Genomic DNA, 19,809 nt, shown 5'->3' on the forward strand with positions numbered 1-19,809 from the left:
TTTAATAAATCCGCCATCTCTGCACGAACAGGGCAGACGGCTTTTCTACGCGATCTTCTGCTCTATTCATTGTGCGGAACCGGGAAATGCCCTATGCATGGGGCTTTAGGCCGCTGTCCGCTTGCTTCGAGGACTATCTTTACTGTACGTGATGAAAGCAGTTTCAAATAGAAGAGAAATTAAAGTTATCGTGTCTAAAATAAAGAAAAGAGACCGCCCGCGGCCATCCGCTAGAGCAGTCCCTTGAAATCGGTAGGTGATATTCCCACATATTTCTTGAATTGTTTGTAAAAGTAACCCGTTTCCCAGTAGCCCACATTCCGGGCGATTTCGTGCACTTTCAGATGGGTCGTTTTCAGCTGTTCCTTCGCCTTCTCGATCCGGTATTTGTTGATGTATTCCGTAAAGGTTTCGCCGGTCTCCCTGTGGAACAACTGGCCCAGATAGACGGGATGGATATTGTACAGCGCGCCCAGCGCTTTCAGCGAGAGCTCTTCGGCATACGATTCGTGGATGTAATTGAGCACCTGCTGGACAACCGGGCTCTTGATATCCCGGACCAGCGAATCGACCGTAAGCCCCGCCACGTCCTGGACGGCCTTGATCAGCTCGCGCAGGGTGCCCGCCTGCCGCACTTTCTCGAAACCTTCCTTGTACAGCTCGGTTTCCTCCACGTGCTTGATCTCTTTCAGCGCCATTTTGAAAAGAATAATGACTTCCATGGCGATATCCTGAATGTCCCCGGGGGTGACACCCTCCAGCGTCTGCATCTCCTCGAAATCCTCTTCGATGCGCAGGAGCAGCTTCTCCCGGTCTTTGGCCATGATCAGCTTCGTATACTCGCTCCAGTCAATCGGGAACTTCGCTTTCCCCGCGTCTTTGCCCGAAGGCAGGTCGCTGTAGTCGATGAGGCCGTGCTCCGGATAGAGCAGGAAATATTCCTGCGCCTTCTTCGCGTGCCGGTAGCCGAGCGGCGCCTGATCGGGGAGCGGCTGCACGCTTCCGATGGAGGTGCGGATGGGCTGGTACGTCGTGAGCCGGTCCAGCAGTTCTTCAATCGTGCCGATCATCTCGCGCTTGCCTTCTTCGGGATCGTCCATCACGAAAAGGATCACGAGGTCTCCGTCCACATCCCGGAACGGGATGATCGACTCGTTGTATTTCATCTGCCGCGAAATCAGCTCGAACACCTGGACGAAGTTCTCTTCGAGCCGCATAACCGCGGCGGCCATATACGGCTTGTCCATCTCGATGCCGAGCAGATCGGCCCGCTCCCTGTACTCGCCGGACGCAATCTGACCCGTCAGCCAGCGGTGCATCATGTTATCTTTCAAAATCTGTACGCCGTATTCGTTGAACAAGCGTTCGGATTTTGAAGCGTTCAGTTTCTCCACCGTATTGTCCAGTGTCGCTTTCAGCTCGTCCAGATTAATCGGCTTCAGCAAATAATTTTCGATGCCGAGCCGGATGCATTCTTTCAAATACACAAAATCGTTAAACCCGCTGAGGACCACCACCTTCAGGTCGGGATGAAACTCCCGCGCCCCGCGGATCAGATCGAGCCCGTTCATAACCGGCATCGATATGTCCGTGATCAGGAGATCCACCGACGTTTTCTTCAACGCCTCCAGCGCCTCCCGGCCGTTCTCGGCCTGGCCCACAATTTCGAGCCCGAACGAGGACCAGTCTATGATATCGTAAAGCCCTTCGATAATGAACGGCTCGTCATCCACCAGAAATACTCTATACATGGGCCGCCTCCTGTCCCTCTGCGCCGGGATAACGGACGATTACCGTCGTACCTTGTCCCGGCTTGCTGTGAAGTTCAATCCCGTATTCGCTCCCGTACTGCAGCTTCAGCCTTTCGTGAACGCTCCTCAGACCGAACGATTCGCCTTCCGTCTCCTCCCGGTCCAGCTTCTCCGTGATCTCGGCCAGCTTCTCTTCCGTCATGCCGTTGCCGTTATCCTCCACCCGGACCCGGACGAATCCGCCCTCTTCGCCGATCGTGATCGTCAGGCGGTTATCCTTGCGGTCGCTGCGGATTCCGTGAACGACGTAGTTCTCGATGATCGGCTGCAGGGACATTTTCAAAACCTGAACGTGCGCCAAGTCCCGCTCCCACACGATTTCGTACGAAAAACGGTCCTTGTACCGGATACGGAAAAGCTCCAAATACATCCGGCACGCCTCGACTTCGTCCTTCATCGTATAAATCGTCTTCTGCTGCACGAAACTTTTGAATAGCACGGACAAGCTGTAAATCATCTCGCCGACATCGCTGGCCCCTTGGGACAGCGCCCTCATCCGGATCACCTCCAGTGTGTTATAGAGGAAGTGCGGATTGATCCGGGCCTGGAGCGCGGTCAGCTCGGTATGCTTCTGCTTGATCTCCGCCTTGTACACGCGGTCGATGTAGTTGTTCAGCTCGTCCAGCATATCGTTAAAGCTTTTGGAAATCTGCCCGAGCTCATCTTCGCGCGTATCGCGGATCCGGGCTTTCAGGTCTCCCCGCTTCACCCGCCGCGTAAACTGGATGATCCGGTTCGTCCGCTTCGCGAAGTTCATAATGAACAGCGACGGAATGAGGATCGCGAACAGAATAGCAATCGCGCTGACGAGCAGGATCGTATTGCGCAGGCCCCGGTAGGAAGCCGCAATCTCTTCCTTGGGCGCGGCCCCCATGACGATAAAGCCGCCCCGGCTCTGCGTCAGTTTCGTCAAATACATGCCGTTTTGCAGCGTGCCCGTATCATACAAGCTGTTGATCCTGTCGGTGTAGGGAAACTTCTTCCCGTAGTATTGCCCGGAAGAATCAAACATCACATCCCCGTCGGGGGTCATGACGAAGATGGTCCCTTTCAAATCCGGCTTGTAGCTTTCGAGAGCCCGGACTATCCCGTCCGAATTGAAATAAAGAAGCAGCTGCCCGATATTTTTGAGCGAGTATTTATCGTTAACCGGTACGCGGATGGAATACAGCCTGGGGTCCCACTGGTTCAGCGTCTTGCGCATCCAGACGTTCGGCGGGGCAATCGTGCGGGTCTCCTGCGCCATAATGTCCGGAATGTAGGAACGCGAAGCGTTCGTGGAAATCAGCTTGCTCAGCCGGTTGGAATTGTACGTGTAGAGATACTGCTCCTCCGCGCTGTAGAGCATGAGATTCTGGATATCCGGGTCCGCATCCAGCTTGTTCTGCAAATATTTCAGAACATCCGTCGAGAAATTCGTATCTTTATAAAATTGATCCAGCCGGTGCTCGGCATATTCCTGATAAGGATGCTGGAGAAAATACGACATGTTAGCCGACAGGGCATCGTTCTGGTAAATGTCCGTGAGCAGCGACTGCACCCACTCGAATTTGCCGTTAACGTACGAGCTGACGCCTTCCATCGCCTTTTTCTGGTTGGCCAGCTCCCGCTGTACGATGGATTGGGACATGAAAGAAAACATCAAATACGAAAGCGTAATGATGGTCAGGATCGTGATCAGGGAAAACATCAGGATCATTTTCAGAAACAAGTTGTTTTTCAAATAGTTGCGGTAGATTCTCCTGACACCCATGCGGTCTGCCCTCCCTGAACGTTATCCGTCTCGATTATAGCATGCCGCCGCCTATACAACCTAACCGCCTTTGTCAGTTCAGTGGCTCAGGGCGTGGGCTCCCTCAAGCTGGCACCTTATAGTTATGGGCCCGTTTGGAAACCATATCCATGGCAAAGCCATCTTGTGAAAACGGGAGCTGCAAAGGCCGCTCCATAGCGTGCTTCATAAGCTTCTTTTAGCCTGCGCATTGTAATATCGTCTTTTTTGAGTACATAATCGGTATATGGAAAGGGGATTTGCAAATGCGCTACCTATACGAGTTTATCAAACATCAAGATGACCTGCCGTATCGTTTATTCGTGAATAGCGTCGCGTTTGTCCCGTTTCATTGGCACAGGGAAGTCGAAATCATTTACGTCCTTCACGGAGCCGTTACCCTTTGGCTGGACCAACACCAATATGCGTTGTACAAGGACGATATTATCGTGGTAAACAGCATGTCCGTTCACAAGATTGAACGTACCCATCAAGACAATGTGCTGCTGACCCTGCAATTCAGCCCGGATTTGCTTGACAGCCAAGTGTTTATCGACTGCAACTCTTTGCGTCAGAAGCCCGGCAACCGGGACCGCTATGACAAGGTACGCCATTACTTGGCCCAGTTGACATGGGAAGCGAGCAAAAAGGCTCCCGGCTGCCGCAATTTTTCAATAGGCCTGCTTCACTTGTTAACCGGTCATCTGTTCCGCTATTTCACAACCGGCCCCCATGAAGCTTACCAAGAAGACAAGAAAACTTACGACTATAAACGTCTTAACCGAGTATTGAAGTATATCGATCGTCACTACAGCCAGAAAATTACGCTGCAATCCATTGCCGAGCAGGAGCATCTGAGCCTCCATTATTTCTCCCATTTCTTCAGCGATAAAATCGGCATTCCTTTTCAAAAATACTTAACCTCGATCCGCCTGGAGAAAGCGGTGGCCGAACTTACGGAATCCGCCAAAAGCGTGACGCAAATTGCGCTGGATTGCGGATTCGCCAACGTAAAACTGTTCAATAAATATTTCAAAGAGAAATATGAAATGACTCCCGGCGCCTTCAGAGAAGCCGCAAAGGAAAAGACTGCATCCCCGGAGAGAAAGCCGCTGACCTACGATGACTCGCCAAGCGGAGACTATTACGAGACCGACACCATTCAAGCGATGGAATCTTTGTTTCATTATTTGAATCTTAATGAAGACAAACCGGACTTGTCGGGAGCTAAGGAAATCGTTCACGACCAGATTCATATTCGTGTCCGTGCGGACGATCCGGGCCGGCCTTATGAGCCGCACTGGCAGCGATTAATAAATGCGGGCAGAGCCGTAGAAGGGCTGCGTGCCGATTGGCAGGAGCAATTTATAGAATTGCAGCGGAGCTTGGCCTTCACCCATATCCGCTTTCACGGCATATTCAATGATGAAATGATGGTGTATAGCGAAACGGAGGATGGGAAAGCTGTTTATAATTGGTCCTATGTGGACAAATTGTATGATTTCTTACTGCAAGCGGGCATTCGTCCGTTCGTCGAGCTCAGCTTTATGCCGACACTGCTCCGCCGTTCCCGGGAGACGATTTTTTGGTGGAAAGGAAATATCGCCCCTCCCGCGGATCCCGACAAATGGAATTCGCTTGTTCGCGAATTTGTCCGCCACTGCCTGAACCGGTACGGCCTTGAAGAAATGAAGAATTGGTATTTCGAGGTATGGAACGAACCCGATCTGACAGGCGTCTGCTGGGCCGGAACGAAGGAAGAATATTTTGAATTTTACAAGTCAACTGCTTGTGCCATTAAAGATGTCGCTACCGAACTGAAAGTAGGCGGGCCGGCCCTTGGCTACGGATCGATCTGGAATGATACCTGGGCGGAGGACTTCATGGCTTACTGCCTGGAGAATAACGTGCCCATCGACTTTTTCTCGTTTCACGTATATTCGGAATATCCCAATAAGAAGGACGAAAAAGATAAATTAACGACGATTATGCCGCCATCGTTCTATGCCGACAGCATCAAGCGGTTAAGAACTCAGATCGGTTCCGACAGGATGCCCGCGCTGGAGCTTCATATGACCGAGTGGAACTTTTCTCTCTATGACCGGAACTACATCCACGATACGATGTTTATGGCAGCGTTCGTTATCCACCAATCTTTTCTCACGCTGGGGACGCTGACTTCGATTGCTTACTGGTCATTCACGGATGTATTCGAGGAAAGCCAAGTTCCCGTGTCTTTGTTCTACGGCGGTTTCGGCCTTATAACCCGGTCCGGTCTGAAGAAACCGAGCTATTATGCCCTGGAGCTCCTTAACAAGCTGGGTGAGAAACTGATCACGTATGGAGAGGGTTATATCGTAACATCACGGGCTGACGGGAGTATACAAGTGTTAATGTACCATTACACGCATGTAGACCAGCTCTACGCCAGCGGAGACCGGTCCGGACTGACGGAAAAGAACCGGTACACGATTTTTGAAGAAAAAGGAGACAAAGCACTTCATTTGAAACTGAACGGCTTAAAGGGCAACTATAAAATGACGAGCTACCGGCTTGACCGCGAGCATGGATCGGTCTTCGACGAATGGCTTCGTTTGGGCATGCCCGTCTACCTCACAGAGGAAGAACTCCTCTTTTTGGGCAACAAAAGCGGACCGGTCCTGCAAACGGAATTGCTGACGGATGTCGACAGCTATGAAGGGACCTTTATCCTTCCCCCTCACGGAGTCATGCTGGTTACCTTTACAAGACAATACTAAGCGTGCCGTTGATGCGCGCGGGAAGGCACCCTTGCGAGACAGGGGTGTTTTTTGCTATAGGCAAAACTTCGGAAAAAACGAAAAAACCGCAGATAAGAGATTTCGGCAAAAAACATACCTCCACACGGCAAGTAAGAACAAGAAAGCGCTGTCAAAAAGCTCTATCATGGGTTACACGGGCACATGGTGACAACATAAGCATTGGAGGGATCACAATGGATCGTTTAATGAAGTGGATGGCGGAAAAATTCGCGCCCCGTATTAATGCGTTTACGAAGAATGTATGGGTCGATTCGATTCAGGAAGCGATCATGGTTACGCTGCCGATGATTTTCATCGGTTCGTTAATCACGCTTGTTTCTATTTTAAAGGACTTTATTCCCGGCATGCCCAACTTAACGCCGATTACGACGTTCAGCTTCGGCCTTCTCGGCATCTTTATTTCTTTTCTGACCCCCTATATGGTCATGCAAAAGAAAGAACGCCACAAAATCAAGCTGATCTCGGGAGCGACCGGCCTATCGCTGTTCTTGATGCTTTTAAATCCGAAATTCGGGGATGACGGCACCGTCCAATTTGTACTGGAGCGTTTCGGGCCTTCCGGCATGATTACGGCGCTCCTGGTAGGTATAACGGTAGCAGTCGTAATTAATGCGTTTAATCGTTTTTCCTGGTTCAAAAAGGATACCAACCTGCCCGAATTTATTGTGGACTGGTTCGATTTTCTCGTACCGATCGCTCTCATTCTGACTTTCGGATGGGTGCTTATTTATCAACTGAATTTCGATATCTTCGAACTAATCGTAGGTCTATTCCAGCCGCTTAATACAATAAGTCAAAGTCTCGCGGGCTTTGTGCTGTTTAATTTCGTCGGCGTGCTTCTTTACTCGTTCGGCGTCAGCCCCTGGGTAATCACTCCGATCCTATATTCGATTTGGATCCCGGCGATCGAAGAGAACGCCAAATTGGCCGCTCAAGGCATGGCACCCGTCAATATCAACACATTTGAAACGTTTTTCTCCGGCTGGGTCGGTGTGGGCGGGCTGGGCGCGACGCTTCCGCTGGTCATTTGGTTCCTGTTCGCAAAATCCAGGAAATTGAACTCCATCGGAAAGGCGACGATCGTGCCTTCGCTGTTCAATATTAACGAACCCGTCATCTACGGAGCGCCGATCGCGTTTAATCCCATCTTGATGATCCCCATGTGGATCAACGGCATTATTACGCCCATCATTGTCTACCTGACGCTCGATCTCGGACTGGTGGACATTCCCAGCAAAGTGTTCCAGTTGTGGTACACGCCTATGGGGTTATCAACCTATCTGTTGTCCGGGTTCAAGGGACTTCTCTTGCTGGCGGTTGTCTTGTTGGTTGTGTTTGTCGTTTGGTTTCCGTTTTTTAAAGTGTACGATATGCAGGAGTTGAAGAAAGAACAGAATGAAATTCCTCAAGAATAAGGGGAAATCGCAAGAGGAGGAAGACATCTATGAATCCGTCAACTGAAACTTTGTTAAAAGAACTGACGCTTGAGGAAAAAGCCGCTCTTTGCTCGGGCTTGAATATGTGGATGACCAAGGGAATCGAACGGCTGGATATCCCGTCCATTCATATGTATGACGGCACGAACGGCATACGCAAAACAAACAGCGACGAAGAAATGGGCATCACGGGAGAGAATATACCGGCCACCTGCTATCCGACGGGCTCGGCAATCGGCTCTTCGTGGAATACCGAACTTCTGCACGAAGTCGGCGTCGCTCTTGGGGCGGAAAGCAAGCAAATGGGCGTAGAGCTGCTGCTCGGGCCGGGAATCAATATGAAACGCACGCCGCTCGGAGGACGGAATTTCGAATATTATTCGGAGGACCCTTGTCTATCGGGCGAGCTCGGGGCGGCATTCGTAAACGGGCTACAAAGCCAGGGCGTCGGCGCATCGGTTAAACATTTTGCCTGCAACAACCAGGAGTACGAGAAAATGGTAACCAGCTCGGAAGTCGACGAGCGCACGCTGCGCGAAATCTATTTAAGCGCCTTTGAACGCATTGTCAAAAAATCGAATCCCTGGACGATTATGTGCTCCTATAATCTCGTGAACGGCTCCTACGCAAGCGAAAACGAACATCTGCTTCATCATATTCTCCGTGAAGAATGGGGATATGAAGGGGTTGTGCTATCTGACTGGACGGCTGTCAACGACCGGCTTCGCGGCCTTAAAGCCGGACTTGATCTGGAAATGCCCGGGCCTGCACAGTACAATACGAATGCGATTGTCGAAGCGGTACGGAACGGCCAACTGAGCGAGGCCCAGCTTGATAAAGCGGTCCGTCGCATTCTCGAACTTGTGCGCAAAACAATCGGAACAGGAAGCGGAAATGAAAAGCAACACCCGATTGCCGATTATCATGCTCTTGCCAGGAAAGCCGCGGCCGAAAGCATGGTGCTTCTGAAAAATGACAATCACATTCTTCCGATTGATCCCGCAAAGGTATCTTCCATAGCCGTTATCGGCAAATTTGCCAAACAGCCGAGAATCCAGGGCGCGGGCAGCGCCAAAGTAACGCCGACTCATGTCGACATTCCGTGGGAAGAGATGGCTAAGGTTGCGGGCGATTCCGTCTCGTTCACCTATGCGGAGGGCTATCCGCAGGATGACAGCGTGGATGAGAACCTTATCCGGGAAAGCGCAGAATTGGCGGCGAAAACGGATATGGCGGTCTTGTTTGTCGGACAACCTGAGTATGCGGAATCGGAAATGCATGATTTGGACGGCATAGAGCTTCCTTTGCATCAGATCAAGCTCATTGAAGCCGTATCCGCCGTTCAACCTAAGTGTATTGTCATTACAAGCAGCGGGACGGCGCTGGCGATGCGTCCTTGGGTGCATCATGTGCCGGGGATCCTCCACTCTTGGCTGACCGGACAAGGCAGCGGCAGAGCGATAGCGGAAATTTTGTTCGGCCGCATAAACCCGTCCGGCAAACTGTCCGAGACGTTCCCCGTCAAGTTGTCCGATAACCCCTCGCATATGCGCATTCGCGGCGAAAACGGAAAGCTGTATTACCGGGAGGGCTTGTTCATCGGGTACCGGTACTACGACAAAAAAGAGATAGCGCCGCAATTCCCGTTCGGACACGGATTGTCGTATACTACCTTCGCTTACTCTAACTTGAAAGCCGTACAGAACGGCGGCACGGTAAAAGTTACGTTCAGCGTTGAGAATACGGGCGCTATGTACGGGAAAGAAGTCGTCCAGTTGTACGTGCATGACGAGGAGTGCAAGTGGGTCCGTCCGGAGAAGGAACTGAAAGCATTCGCGAAGCTTGCCCTGCATCCCGGCCAGAAAAAAGACGTAAGCTTTACTCTCGAAGAACGGGACCTTGCTTACTACAATACGAAATATAATAAATGGGTCGCCGAAACCGGGTATTTCCAGTTCGCGTTGGGCAGTTCCTCGCGGGATATCCGCATTCGCGAAAGAGTTTATTGTGATTTCGGAAAAGAAGTTATTGCCCTTCATAAATTCAGCTTATTAAGCGATTGGCTCGGCAACCCGACTGCGAAATCGGTTTTGGTCGAAAGTCTTGAAGAAATGAACGCCCATGTGTCTGACAAGGTCTACCTTAACGAGGAATTTGTCGGCTTCTGGGGAGATTTTCCCGTCATCAAAATTTTCCAGATGTTCGGGCAAAGTTGGCTGGCCGATACATCTCCGGATCAGCTCCTGGATCAGTTGATCCAATCCTTCGAGCATAAACGGCGGACCGAATTATAAAAAAAAGTGCCCATCCATGAGGATGGGCATTTTTCAGTCCGGCTTTTGAAGCCGATATCGGCAGCATAGCTGCCGAAAGCGATAACGGTTACCCCCGCTTGTCTCATACAGCCGGAGCTGAATTTGTTAAGACGCTTAAATATTTATGCGGTCCGGGGGACCTTGAATTACATGGACTTCGTCAGGGTGATGGATCTGTCCTGCTGGCCCCATTTAACGTCCCAGCCGAGCAGTTCCGTAATAAAGCGCAGCGGCAGAACGGTTCTTCCATCCGCATTGACGAATACTTTGGAACCGATGTTTTTCTTCATGCCGTTAAGCTCCATGAAGTCTTTGCCGATCCAGAACTGCATCTTGTCGCTCCCAGCCTTTACCCAGACGGACTGGGCTTCATTGTCCCAAGTCACTTCGGCGCCGATTCCCTCCGCCAGGTAACGCAGCGGGATGTAGCTCATGTCATTCCAGATGAACGGAGTCGTGTCCATCTTCGTTACGGTCCCGTTGATGTTCAGGTCATGGCTGCCGATTTGCATCCAGACCGTGGTCATGGACGGGTCCGCCTTCTCCTGGAACTTCTCGCCGTACTGCGTCACGATGGCATTTCCCAGAGCCTGGCCTACGCCGAACATCAGCTTGAAGCCTTCGCGGTCCGTTTTATAAGAAGCCTCGTAGTTGCCCGCCGCATATTCGTTCAGCACTTTCTGCACCTGACCTTCATGCTGGCGCAGCACATCCTGGGCGGCAGCGGCCGGAAGGTTGCCGGCGGTCGCCGTACCGAGGAAATTGGCAAACTCGGTCGTAAACCCGTCAATTCTCTTCTCCACGGCGGCTTTTGCGGCCTCGTCTTTGTTTTTGACGGCGGTCACATAGTCGCTTTGGGCGTTCACGTGGTTCGTGACCCAGATTTTCTCGAAAGCCATGCCGCCTTCCGCGCCGTAGATCGAGCTGATCGCAGCTTTAAAATCGGCCGTATTTCCGCTTTCCGCCTTGATCAGCGCGTCGGAGTCCTTGCTGCCGTCGTACTGCTTCTGCATTTGCAGCGTAGACAGGGCCAGATGTTCGGCCGCGAGGTTGTTCAGGGCCGATCGCAAATCAGCCGCCGGCGTATCCGCCTTCGTGTTGTTGAACTTTTCCGGCATTTGCGTGGCGATGGCCGTGGACAACGCTTTGCTGATCGTGAACATTTCCTTGAAGCCTTCGCGGTAGGCCGCGTACGCTCCCTGGTAATCGCCTGCGATATAGTCATCGAACGTTTCCTGAACCTGATCTTCGTGAAGACGGATCGCCTGCGCGGCAGCCTGCTTCGGAAGCTTGCCGGCGGTCGCTTTGTCCAGGAAGGCCGAGAATTCGTCCACGAAGCCCTGCACTTGTTGTTCCGCTTTCTTGCGGGCTTCCTGGTTGTTCATCTTGGTCGCTTTCACGAGATCGTCCGTGTACTTATTGTGGGCCCGGAAGATCCGCTCGAACTCGGCCGCGCCTTCTTTCCCGTAAAGGGAAGCAATCGCCGGCGTCATATCCATCGCATTCTGATCCAGCGCCTTGTACGCTTCAGCCGCATCTGCGGAGCCGTCGTACGCTTTCGTCATGGCGGTAACCGCCAGTGCGAAGTGTTCGGAGAGTAGATGATCCAAGCTGGCCCTCAGATCGGCGGCCGGTGTGTTTACGGTAGGTTTCGGCGTGTTAACCACTGTAGCGGCGTTAGCTGCCACCGTTGGCATGAGGATGGACAAGCTCAGTGCCGGAACGAGTAATTTTTTCATTTGCATGGACGTTCACTCCCTTGGTCTATGTGTTTTTCGCGTTTCCGTTTTTGGTGCTGCTTGTTCTTGTTTGGTCTTTACATAGGGTGTAACGCAGGGGAGGGAAGTTTGGATCACTGTTTTTTGAAAAAAGTTTTTCGAATTGGTTAGAATTGTTTCTAGGTTTAACTTTAATTGCCATTTTTACAAAAAGTAAGTTATACTTTTTAAGAACCAGTAAATTTTCAATCTAATGGAGGATGCTGATGAATAGAAATAAATTAATCGCAATTCCTATCGTTCTAGTTACGAGTAGCTTGTTCTGTCAGTCATCAAGTCATGCTTATTATGGAAATGTCGATTTGAGGATTCTTACCCCTGAACAGGGATATATGGTTGGAGGATCTTTCTCCGGCACTGACGGTATACCTGCATCATTAATTGCAGGTTTGCAATTATTTCATAATGGTGTTTATATGGGAGAGCATCAGGTCCAAACAATTGGTCAGAAAACAGCAGAAGATGAAATCGAACGAAAAAGACATCCTGCTCAAGGCGAATATTTCATGAAAACATGGCACAATTTTTATTATCGTGCTGGAGATGAGCGCTCAGAGTACCGCACTGGCAGTACAACTTGGAAATGATAAGTATTAGGAGGATAAAATGAATAAAAAAGTGATCATCGGAATTACCACCCTAGCTGCTGTCGTCATATCTAGTACCGTTGTGTACGCGGCTAATACGACAACCGGAACAACTCCCGCCGATACGGCACGTTCGTTTACCGAAAAATATCCGGCCGCGGTCTCCTCGGAGGCCTCCTCTAAATCCGTTCCTTATAAGGAGTTTTCCGACGCTAGCGTGTATTCGAAATTAGAAACCTCCTGGAACAAGGCTATTCAGGCACTTGGTACCAGTTCTTCTGACTCCAACCAGCCGGCCGCGTTCGCGCAAGAGCAGTGGAACTTGATCGCGGGTCCCGATATTGAAGCTGAATTCGAAAGCAAGCTCAGCAGGAACGAAGCTTCCTCTTTCAATGAAGTTTTCATCACGGCGGCTCGCGGGCTTAAGCCCGGCGATCTTATGTATGCGCTGCTTCTGAAGGGCAACAAAGCGGAAGCTAAGGTCGTCTGGCAGCGAGCCAACGGGGATATTCATGTCTCGCATCTGCGTCAGTCCAAAGATCTCCACGGCAATGCCGTATGGTCGCTTATCGGCAGCGAAGAGATAGCATCCGCCGGATAGTGGGGCGTGACGCCGATAGCATACGGCCGATGGTGCAGCGGGCAGCGTATGTGGGCAGCATACGGTGGGGAGCGCAGGGGGAGCGCGCGCGTGCAGCCTCCGGCGGGCACCGGTAGCGGGGAGCATGCGGTGGGGAGCGCAGGGAGCGCCTGTGCGCAGCCTTCGGCAGACAGCGGCGACGTCTGGTTGAGCACGCCGATCATGTGCGCCGGTCAGACCGCCGCAGTCTCTCTTTCACCGGCGGGCTTCGTGCCCGTACACAGCACAGACGCACCGTCAGATGCCCCCGCGTACAGTACACTGCCGCATGGGATGACGCACGCCGCACGTAAAAAAAAGGGAAGGAGTTCATCTCCTTCCCTTTTCGGCGCAGGCTTGCCCTGCCGCCTTGTTTACGCCGCATACATTTCCCCTCGCGCGATACGGTGGCGCCGAGAGCTGCTGCACGCGGCGATGCCCCCGGCGGTTTCGCTCTTTTTCACCCGCCGTCATCGTCAAATAAACAGATTCACCTTCGCCTGCGAGGCATCGCCCAGGTAAGCGGCTACGCCCGCGTACTCGATCCCGTCCAGCAGCTCTTCCTTCTGCAGGCCGAGCAGATCCATGGTCATCGTACAGGCGACGAGCTTAATGCCTTGCTCCTGCGCCAGCTCGATGAGCTGCGGAAGCGTCAGCGCGTTGTGCTTTTTCAGCACATGCTGAATCATTTTCGGGCCCATGCCCATATAATTCATCTTGGACAGGCCCAGCTTCTTCGGCCCTCTTGGCATCATCCGGCCGAACATGTTTTCCAGCCAGCCTTTCTTGAGCTTGACCGGCTCATCTTTGCGCAGCGCGTTCAGTCCCCAGAAGGTGAAAAAGATCGTCACCTCGTGATCGTAAGCGGCCGCACCGTTCGCTATAATAAAAGCGGCGATAGCTTTATCCATTTCCCCGCTGAACAACACAATCGTCGTTCCTTCTTTTTGCTCCTCCATCATGCCACTCCTTTATACATATACACCTATAGGTATACAAAATGTGAAAATTTTAGCCGATCCGCAGCGGACCGGCTTTCTACAATAAAATAGGCAGCCATATTTTAAACGCCGTGGCGGCAATGAGCACAATCAATGCGTACCGCAGGTACTTCACGTTAATCCGGGCCGAAATCCGGGAACCGAGCGGCGCTCCGAGCAGACTGCCCATGACCGTAAAAATAACCGGAAGCAGCGGGATATGCCCCGCCCCGATTTTCCCAATGACCCCGCCGACCGCCGAAATAAACACAATGGCCAGCGAAGAAGCGATCGTGGTGCGGGTAGGAATTTTCAGCAGAGTCAACATGATCGGGATAAGAATAAACGCCCCGCCCGCGCCGACGATCCCGGACACCAGGCCCACTGCCAGCGCGGAAAGTACGGCAAGCGGCTTGTTGAAGGACAAACCGCTCCCTTCCTCCCGCCGCTTGCCCCTGACCGGGATCAGCATCAGCACCACCGCGATTACCGCCAGCACACCGTAAATCACATTAATCGTGTCGCCCGGCATATATTTCGAAGCCAATCCGCCGATCAGGCTGCCCGCAAGTACGCCGCCGCCCATATACAGGACAAGCCCTTTATGAACGAGGGAAGGTCCGTTTCTTCCGCGTCTTTGGAACAGGACACCGGACAAGGAGGCGAAGAATACTTGGAACATCGAGATGGCGGAAACTTCCTGGGCCGTAAAAGCGGCCTCCCCGAACAGGGGAGGGACGAACAGCAAGAGCGGATAATTAATAATGGCTCCCCCGATTCCCAGCAGGCCCGAGAAAAAAGAACCGGCCAACCCCAGCGCCAGCATGATGACCGCTAACAAAACATCCATAACATCCTCCTTGTCTGACCTGATGCGAATAACTCGAATGACTGCACGACATTCCGGCGGCGGCATAAATTAGAAGGAAGAAGCCCTATACTCGTGCCGCCGATCCGGCTATAATAAATTAATACCAAGTATTTTAGTTGGAAAAAGGGGTTTTAAAAATGATTCAACAACTCAAACGTTTATTCGTTTCGGTATGTCCACATTGCGGGCAACCCCTCCAAAGCGATGAGGCTACCGCGCACCGCGTAGTTAAAATCTGCCCCGGCGGTCACTACACCGAAGAAACCTACGGTCATCTGGGTGTCCGTGTTGTTTATACCGATAACTGATACGGGAGTTGCGGAAAAAGCCCGGAAAACCGAGCTTTCAGGCAACCTGTGCCCGACGCTCCCGTCTTATTTTTTTCTCACGTAAAATGTATATACGCCGTTATCTTCCTCATGCTTGATCAGCTCGTGCCCGGTCTGCTTGACCCAAGCCTGAAAATCGTTCAGCGAGCCTTTGTCCGTGGACAGAACCTGCATAATGCCTCCGGATTCCAGCGAATCCAGTGCCTTCTTGGCTTTGACGATCGGCATCGGACATGCCATTCCCTTCGTATCAACCGTTACGTTCACTTCCATCTTGTTATCCTCCTCTATCGTTTATCCCGTTAAGGATTGCTCTTGTAAAGAATCGTATATTATTGATCGTGTACGGCACAGCGGTTCGGACCGATCTCCATTTCGCGCTGCTCCTCTTCCGACGGCGTTATTTTACCCATATTGGTTTGCCGGATTTCCTGATAAGCGTTGGGCTGGGGCGGCAGATTCTCCGATACGGTTTTTCTGAACTCCGCTTCGTCCCCGATATTCAGCCCGGGATTGTTCGCGAACAGATCGCCCAGTCTGGCGGACACTCTTCCTCCTTCGCCCAGCTCGGCAAACCGCCCGAAGTGCGCCGGGAGCACGATCAGCTCTTCGGACAGCTTCTTGTAGCGGTCGTATAAAGTGCTGCGCAGATCTCCCGCCCAGTCCTCCGCCTTGCCGGCCAGATCGGGACGCCCGATGGAAGCGACGAACAGGATGTCTCCCGTCAGCAGGTAGCGGTCATCCACCACAAACGACGTGCTTCCGATCGTATGGCCCGGCGAATACAGCGGCTGGATCGCGATCCGGGTGGAGCCGACCGTGATATCGGCGCCTTCCTCCAGCTCCGAGTAGCCGAACACCACTTCTTCCGCATCCTTGGGCGGCAGCCAGTAAGCCGCTCCCGTTTCTGCAGCCAGCTTGCGGCCTCCGGATATATGATCGGCATGAAGGTGCGTATCCAGCACATGCTTGATCACGGCCTGCTTCTCTCGGGCAAAATCGGTGAACACCCCGGTCATCCGTACCGCATCAAACACCACGGCTTCCCCGCCCGAGATCACCATGTAGGACAGACAGCCTTTGCCGATCCGGACGAATTGGTAGACGGCTCCTCCGTCTTTCAGATCGCCCACCTTTACGGGCTCCAGGTGCTCGCTCCACGATTTCATCCCGCCGACCAAGTACGAAACATCGGAGAAACCGGCGTCCACAAGCTGCTCGCCCACGAATTTCGACGAGCCTTCTTTCGCGCATACGACCAGTACTTCGCGGTCCGTCGGGATTTTATCCGTTACGGCCTCCACCCCGTCCAGCAGCTCGAAGTAAGGCACGTTCAGCATATCGACCCGATTGCCTTCGATTTTCCAATCGGCAAAGTCGCTTTCATTGCGTACATCCAATATAAAAAGGGGCTCATTGCTCAAAACCTTCTCCGCCAACGCGGCGGCCGTTAATCCTCTAAGCCGCCCTTCCTCGCGATTGCTCGTATTCATCCGTGTATCCTCCCTACTCATATAAGTGATTCATGGTTTTAATGATCCAGCCCGTTAATCGTCTGCCCAGGCAGTTCTCTAGGCGTCGAACATTTGCCGCCGCTCGATGCGATAATCGGCGGTAAAAGGCTTCCCGCCGGCCGGGTGTCAAATGCCCGCCGACTTCTCCAGCGGCCCCGTCCAAACGGACATGCCCGGAAGCACGTTGCGGATGTGCTTAAAACCTTGGCGCTCCAGCAGCTGCGCGGCCATATCGCTGCGGCTGCCCGTCCGGCAGACGATATACAGCTCTTCCTGCGCATTCAGCTCGCCGATCCGCTGCTCCAGTTCTCCCAAGGGGATGGATACCGCACCCGGTATGTGCCCGAATGCGTATTCCGCAGGTTCGCGTACATCGAGAACGTTCGTTTGCGGCTTCTCCCGCAGGCTCCGTTCCAGCTCATCGTTGGTTGCGGTATACGGAAATTTCCGCTCTTCTTTAACCTCGGAAGGATCGGATTTGCGTATAAAATGGTGCAGCACCTCCCCTTCCTGAGTGCTACCCAAGTACTGGTGGCCCGTCGTTTTGGCCCAGCTCCGGATATCGGCCAAAGAACCTTGGTCCGTTGCCTGAACCTCCAGCACCTGGCCGGAATCCATCTGCTCCAGAGCTTTCTTCGTGCGTACGATCGGCATGGGACAGGCCAGTCCTTTGGCGTCGAGTATTTGATGAGTTTGAATATTCATAACGTTGAGTACCTCCCTGATGTTATTCCGCGGCGGCGTAACCTCCGCCGTTTTGTCTCCCCGAGTTCCATCGGGATTTTTTATTGGCGGATCGCTTTCCGTTTATACTTATACCCGTATGGGTATATTGATACTATAGCTCCATTACGATTTTTCGTCAATCACAGTGCCCCTGGGTAAGTTTGTAAACGCATAAAAACCGCATCTGCCCGCTGTAAAATGGCAGTAAGGGCCGCGGAGTTTGCAAGACATGAAAAATTCATTTCAAATGCCGTGCCAGACATCGCGCCTCCTCAGTTATAAACGACAGAGCGCGTACCAGCCGACCGAACTAAAAAAGCCTCCCTATGAACCTTTCGGTCCAAAGGGAGGCTTACAAAAGGCATTCACAGCGAAGTTAAACCGGAGGGCTTAGTCCGCTTTCGTGTGGAGCGGCTTCAACCCCGCTTCAATCTGCGGGCGCTTGGATTCCAGAAACGGCGGCAGTGCCAGCGATTCGCCCAGATGACGGATATCCTCGTCGGTGTCGAAGCCGGGCCCGTCCGTCGCAAGCTCGAACAGAATCCCGTTCGGTTCGCGGAAGTACAAGGACCGGAAATAAAACCGGTCCACGAAGCCGGAATTCGGGAACCGGACCTGCCGGACCCGTTTGATCCAGGCGTGCAGCTCTTCCTCGTTATCCACTCGGAAAGCGACATGGTGTACGCCGCCGCGGCCGAGCTGCTCACGGGAGAGATCGTTCCTCGGCTCGATATGAACCTCGGCCCCGCTGCCGCCTTCGCCGGTTTCGTACACGACGATATCCGGCTGTCCCGGCACGTCGGCCGCGTAGCGGCCTTTTTCCCGGAAGCCCAAAAGCTCCGTCAGCACAATCACCGTCGGTTCCGGGTCCTGTACCGTCAATTTGACGGGACCGAGTCCGAGGATGCCGTATTCGGCGGGAACCGGGCTTCTGTCCCATGGCGTTCCGCCTTCAACTCCCGTGTTGTGTTGATCCGACACCAGGATCAGGCGCTGCCCTTCGAAATCGCGGAAAGCCAGCGTCGCGCGTCCCGCACGGTCTTGAATCTCGTCGTGATCGACGCCGAATTCGGCGAACCGTTTTTTCCACCAACTCAAAGCTTCATCGCCGGCAACCCGCAGGGACGCGGCCGAAATGCTGCTGACCCCCTCGCGGTTCCTTGCGGCCATGGGAATTTCGAAGAACGTCAATTCCGTTCCCGGACTGCCCTTCTCATCTCCGTAAAACAAGTGATACACGCTGATATCGTCCTGATTGACCGTCTTCTTCACCAGACGGAGTCCCAGAACCTTCGTGTAAAATTCGAAATTTTCCGGTGCTTGCGCCGTGATGGCCGATACGTGGTGGATGCCTTTAAGTTCCATGATGATGCCCTCCCCGGTTATGTTGTCAGGATTGTTTCTGGACTTTTTTCAGCAGCTCCAGAAGCTGCTTCTTCTCTTCCCGGTCCAAAGCGCCAAATTGGGAAGCCTGAAACTGTTCCTGCTGCGGAACGGCCTCGTCAAACAAAGCTTGTCCTTCCGCCGTCAGCGAAATATATTTGGTCTTCCATTCCTGCTCGCGTCTGATCCAGCCCAGTTCCTCCATTTTACTCAGCAACTGCGTAATATTTCCCTTGGTGACCAGAAGCTTGTCCGCCAACTCCTGCTGAGTCAGCCGCTCGTGCGAACCGACCTGAGCCAACACATCGAACTGCGCGGCCGATAAGTTCCAGGCCTTCAAATGCTGGTTGGACTGTCGGATGCTCTGATTGTACACTCGAGACAGCCGGAACCAGATCAGCACCCCGAGCTTTTCTTCCTGCTTGGAGAGGAGCGGCTCCCTCTTATTCTCTTCCATCGGCTCACCCCGCTTTCATTGATAATTTAAGTTTAGTACTAAACTGACAAAATGTCAACGGCTCACTGCCATCCCGCAGGCAAACTAAAAACCGTTCCGGGCCGGAACGGTTTTTCAGCATTTATGAGCGGTTGCGGGAAGAGGGCAGCCATTGTCTGCGTCGATTTTTCCGCTCCCTACTTTGGGCTTCCTTTCGGATTTAGCCATCCCCGCGCTTCTCCTAGCCGGTTTTCTTACCGCGCTTTTGCTTCTTGGATTCCTGTTGTTCCGGGTACGACGAGGTAACTATCACCTTTACTTGGTCAGCTTGCCGGGTTTTAACGATCGGATCAAGACTTGCCGCCATACGATGGATCGCATCGAAAATTTTTCTTCCTTTCTGCTCCTGTTACCCGGCGTCGGCTTCACAACCGCCGTTTTCCGGGCGAGGA

The 19,809-nt window shown here is 52.7% G+C and carries 16 protein-coding genes; 6 read left to right on the forward strand and 10 right to left on the reverse strand.

Annotated elements, in window-relative coordinates:
• Positions 1 to 230 precede the first annotated feature (230 nt).
• Together HMPREF1207_RS10415 and HMPREF1207_RS10420 are read right to left on the reverse strand one after the other, a co-directional pair.
• Positions 231 to 1,751 carry a response regulator transcription factor gene (locus tag HMPREF1207_RS10415; protein ID WP_009673531.1) on the reverse strand — a complete coding sequence of 507 codons (1,521 nt, stop codon included), beginning with the start codon at positions 1,749 to 1,751 and terminating at the stop codon, positions 231 to 233.
• Complete coding sequence (locus tag HMPREF1207_RS10420; RefSeq protein ID WP_009673525.1) at positions 1,744 to 3,564, reverse strand: sensor histidine kinase; 1,821 nt, start codon at positions 3,562 to 3,564, stop codon at positions 1,744 to 1,746. The genes HMPREF1207_RS10415 and HMPREF1207_RS10420 overlap by 8 nt, the downstream gene beginning before the upstream one ends.
• A 284-nt stretch (positions 3,565 to 3,848) precedes the next feature.
• Here HMPREF1207_RS10420 and HMPREF1207_RS10425 point away from each other — a divergent pair, with 284 nt between their 5' ends.
• The 3 genes from HMPREF1207_RS10425 (at position 3,849) to HMPREF1207_RS10435 (ending at position 10,113) form a co-directional block, all read left to right on the forward strand.
• Positions 3,849 to 6,341, forward strand: a complete 2,493-nt coding sequence (locus HMPREF1207_RS10425; RefSeq protein WP_016423646.1) for a GH39 family glycosyl hydrolase — start codon at positions 3,849 to 3,851, stop codon at positions 6,339 to 6,341.
• Between the two features lie 215 nt (positions 6,342 to 6,556).
• Complete coding sequence (locus tag HMPREF1207_RS10430) at positions 6,557 to 7,798, forward strand: PTS sugar transporter subunit IIC (protein ID WP_009672992.1); 1,242 nt, start codon at positions 6,557 to 6,559, stop codon at positions 7,796 to 7,798.
• Between the two features lie 29 nt (positions 7,799 to 7,827).
• Entirely contained in the window at positions 7,828 to 10,113 is a 2,286-nt protein-coding gene (locus HMPREF1207_RS10435) for a beta-glucosidase family protein (protein WP_009672996.1), read from the forward strand.
• A gap of 167 nt (positions 10,114 to 10,280) precedes the next feature.
• Here HMPREF1207_RS10435 and HMPREF1207_RS10440 read toward each other — a convergent pair whose 3' ends face one another.
• Positions 10,281 to 11,879 (reverse strand): copper amine oxidase N-terminal domain-containing protein, encoded by a 1,599-nt coding sequence (locus tag HMPREF1207_RS10440; RefSeq protein ID WP_009672990.1) that lies wholly within the window; start codon positions 11,877 to 11,879, stop codon positions 10,281 to 10,283.
• Between the two features lie 239 nt (positions 11,880 to 12,118).
• Here HMPREF1207_RS10440 and HMPREF1207_RS10445 point away from each other — a divergent pair, with 239 nt between their 5' ends.
• Positions 12,119 to 12,499 (forward strand): hypothetical protein, encoded by a 381-nt coding sequence (locus HMPREF1207_RS10445; RefSeq protein WP_036739628.1) that lies wholly within the window; start codon positions 12,119 to 12,121, stop codon positions 12,497 to 12,499.
• A gap of 19 nt (positions 12,500 to 12,518) precedes the next feature.
• Entirely contained in the window at positions 12,519 to 13,100 is a 582-nt protein-coding gene (locus HMPREF1207_RS10450) for a hypothetical protein (protein WP_009673004.1), read from the forward strand.
• A gap of 494 nt (positions 13,101 to 13,594) precedes the next feature.
• Here the strand turns inward: HMPREF1207_RS10450 and HMPREF1207_RS10455 are convergent, their stop codons facing one another.
• Positions 13,595 to 14,077, reverse strand: coding sequence for a DsrE/DsrF/DrsH-like family protein (locus HMPREF1207_RS10455; RefSeq protein WP_009672998.1), 483 nt, complete (start codon positions 14,075 to 14,077; stop codon positions 13,595 to 13,597).
• A 79-nt stretch (positions 14,078 to 14,156) separates the two neighbouring features.
• Complete coding sequence (locus tag HMPREF1207_RS10460; RefSeq protein WP_009673002.1) at positions 14,157 to 14,948, reverse strand: sulfite exporter TauE/SafE family protein; 792 nt, start codon at positions 14,946 to 14,948, stop codon at positions 14,157 to 14,159.
• 158 nt (positions 14,949 to 15,106) lie between these two features.
• On the opposite strand from HMPREF1207_RS10460, the gene HMPREF1207_RS29785 reads away from it, so the two are divergent.
• The gene (locus tag HMPREF1207_RS29785; protein WP_170318633.1) at positions 15,107 to 15,277 is read left to right on the forward strand and encodes a hypothetical protein; all 171 of its coding nucleotides are present in this window, start codon (positions 15,107 to 15,109) and stop codon (positions 15,275 to 15,277) included.
• Positions 15,278 to 15,343: 66 nt separating this feature from the next.
• Here the strand turns inward: HMPREF1207_RS29785 and HMPREF1207_RS10465 are convergent, their stop codons facing one another.
• From HMPREF1207_RS10465 to HMPREF1207_RS10485, 5 genes are all read right to left on the reverse strand, one after another.
• Positions 15,344 to 15,571: a sulfurtransferase TusA family protein gene (locus HMPREF1207_RS10465; protein ID WP_009672989.1), complete on the reverse strand. Its 228-nt coding sequence runs from the start codon at positions 15,569 to 15,571 to the stop codon at positions 15,344 to 15,346.
• 59 nt (positions 15,572 to 15,630) lie between these two features.
• A complete protein-coding gene (locus HMPREF1207_RS10470; RefSeq protein ID WP_009673007.1) occupies positions 15,631 to 16,791 on the reverse strand; it encodes an MBL fold metallo-hydrolase in 1,161 nt (386 codons plus the stop codon).
• A gap of 147 nt (positions 16,792 to 16,938) precedes the next feature.
• Positions 16,939 to 17,517: a sulfurtransferase TusA family protein gene (locus HMPREF1207_RS10475; protein WP_009672994.1), complete on the reverse strand. Its 579-nt coding sequence runs from the start codon at positions 17,515 to 17,517 to the stop codon at positions 16,939 to 16,941.
• Positions 17,518 to 17,928: 411 nt separating this feature from the next.
• Entirely contained in the window at positions 17,929 to 18,903 is a 975-nt protein-coding gene (locus HMPREF1207_RS10480) for a ring-cleaving dioxygenase (protein ID WP_009672999.1), read from the reverse strand.
• Between the two features lie 25 nt (positions 18,904 to 18,928).
• Entirely contained in the window at positions 18,929 to 19,378 is a 450-nt protein-coding gene (locus tag HMPREF1207_RS10485; protein WP_009672993.1) for a MarR family winged helix-turn-helix transcriptional regulator, read from the reverse strand.
• Positions 19,379 to 19,809: the final 431 nt, after the last annotated feature.

The organism is Paenibacillus sp. HGH0039 (genome assembly GCF_000411255.1).
Lineage (GTDB): Bacteria > Bacillota > Bacilli > Paenibacillales > NBRC-103111 > Paenibacillus_F.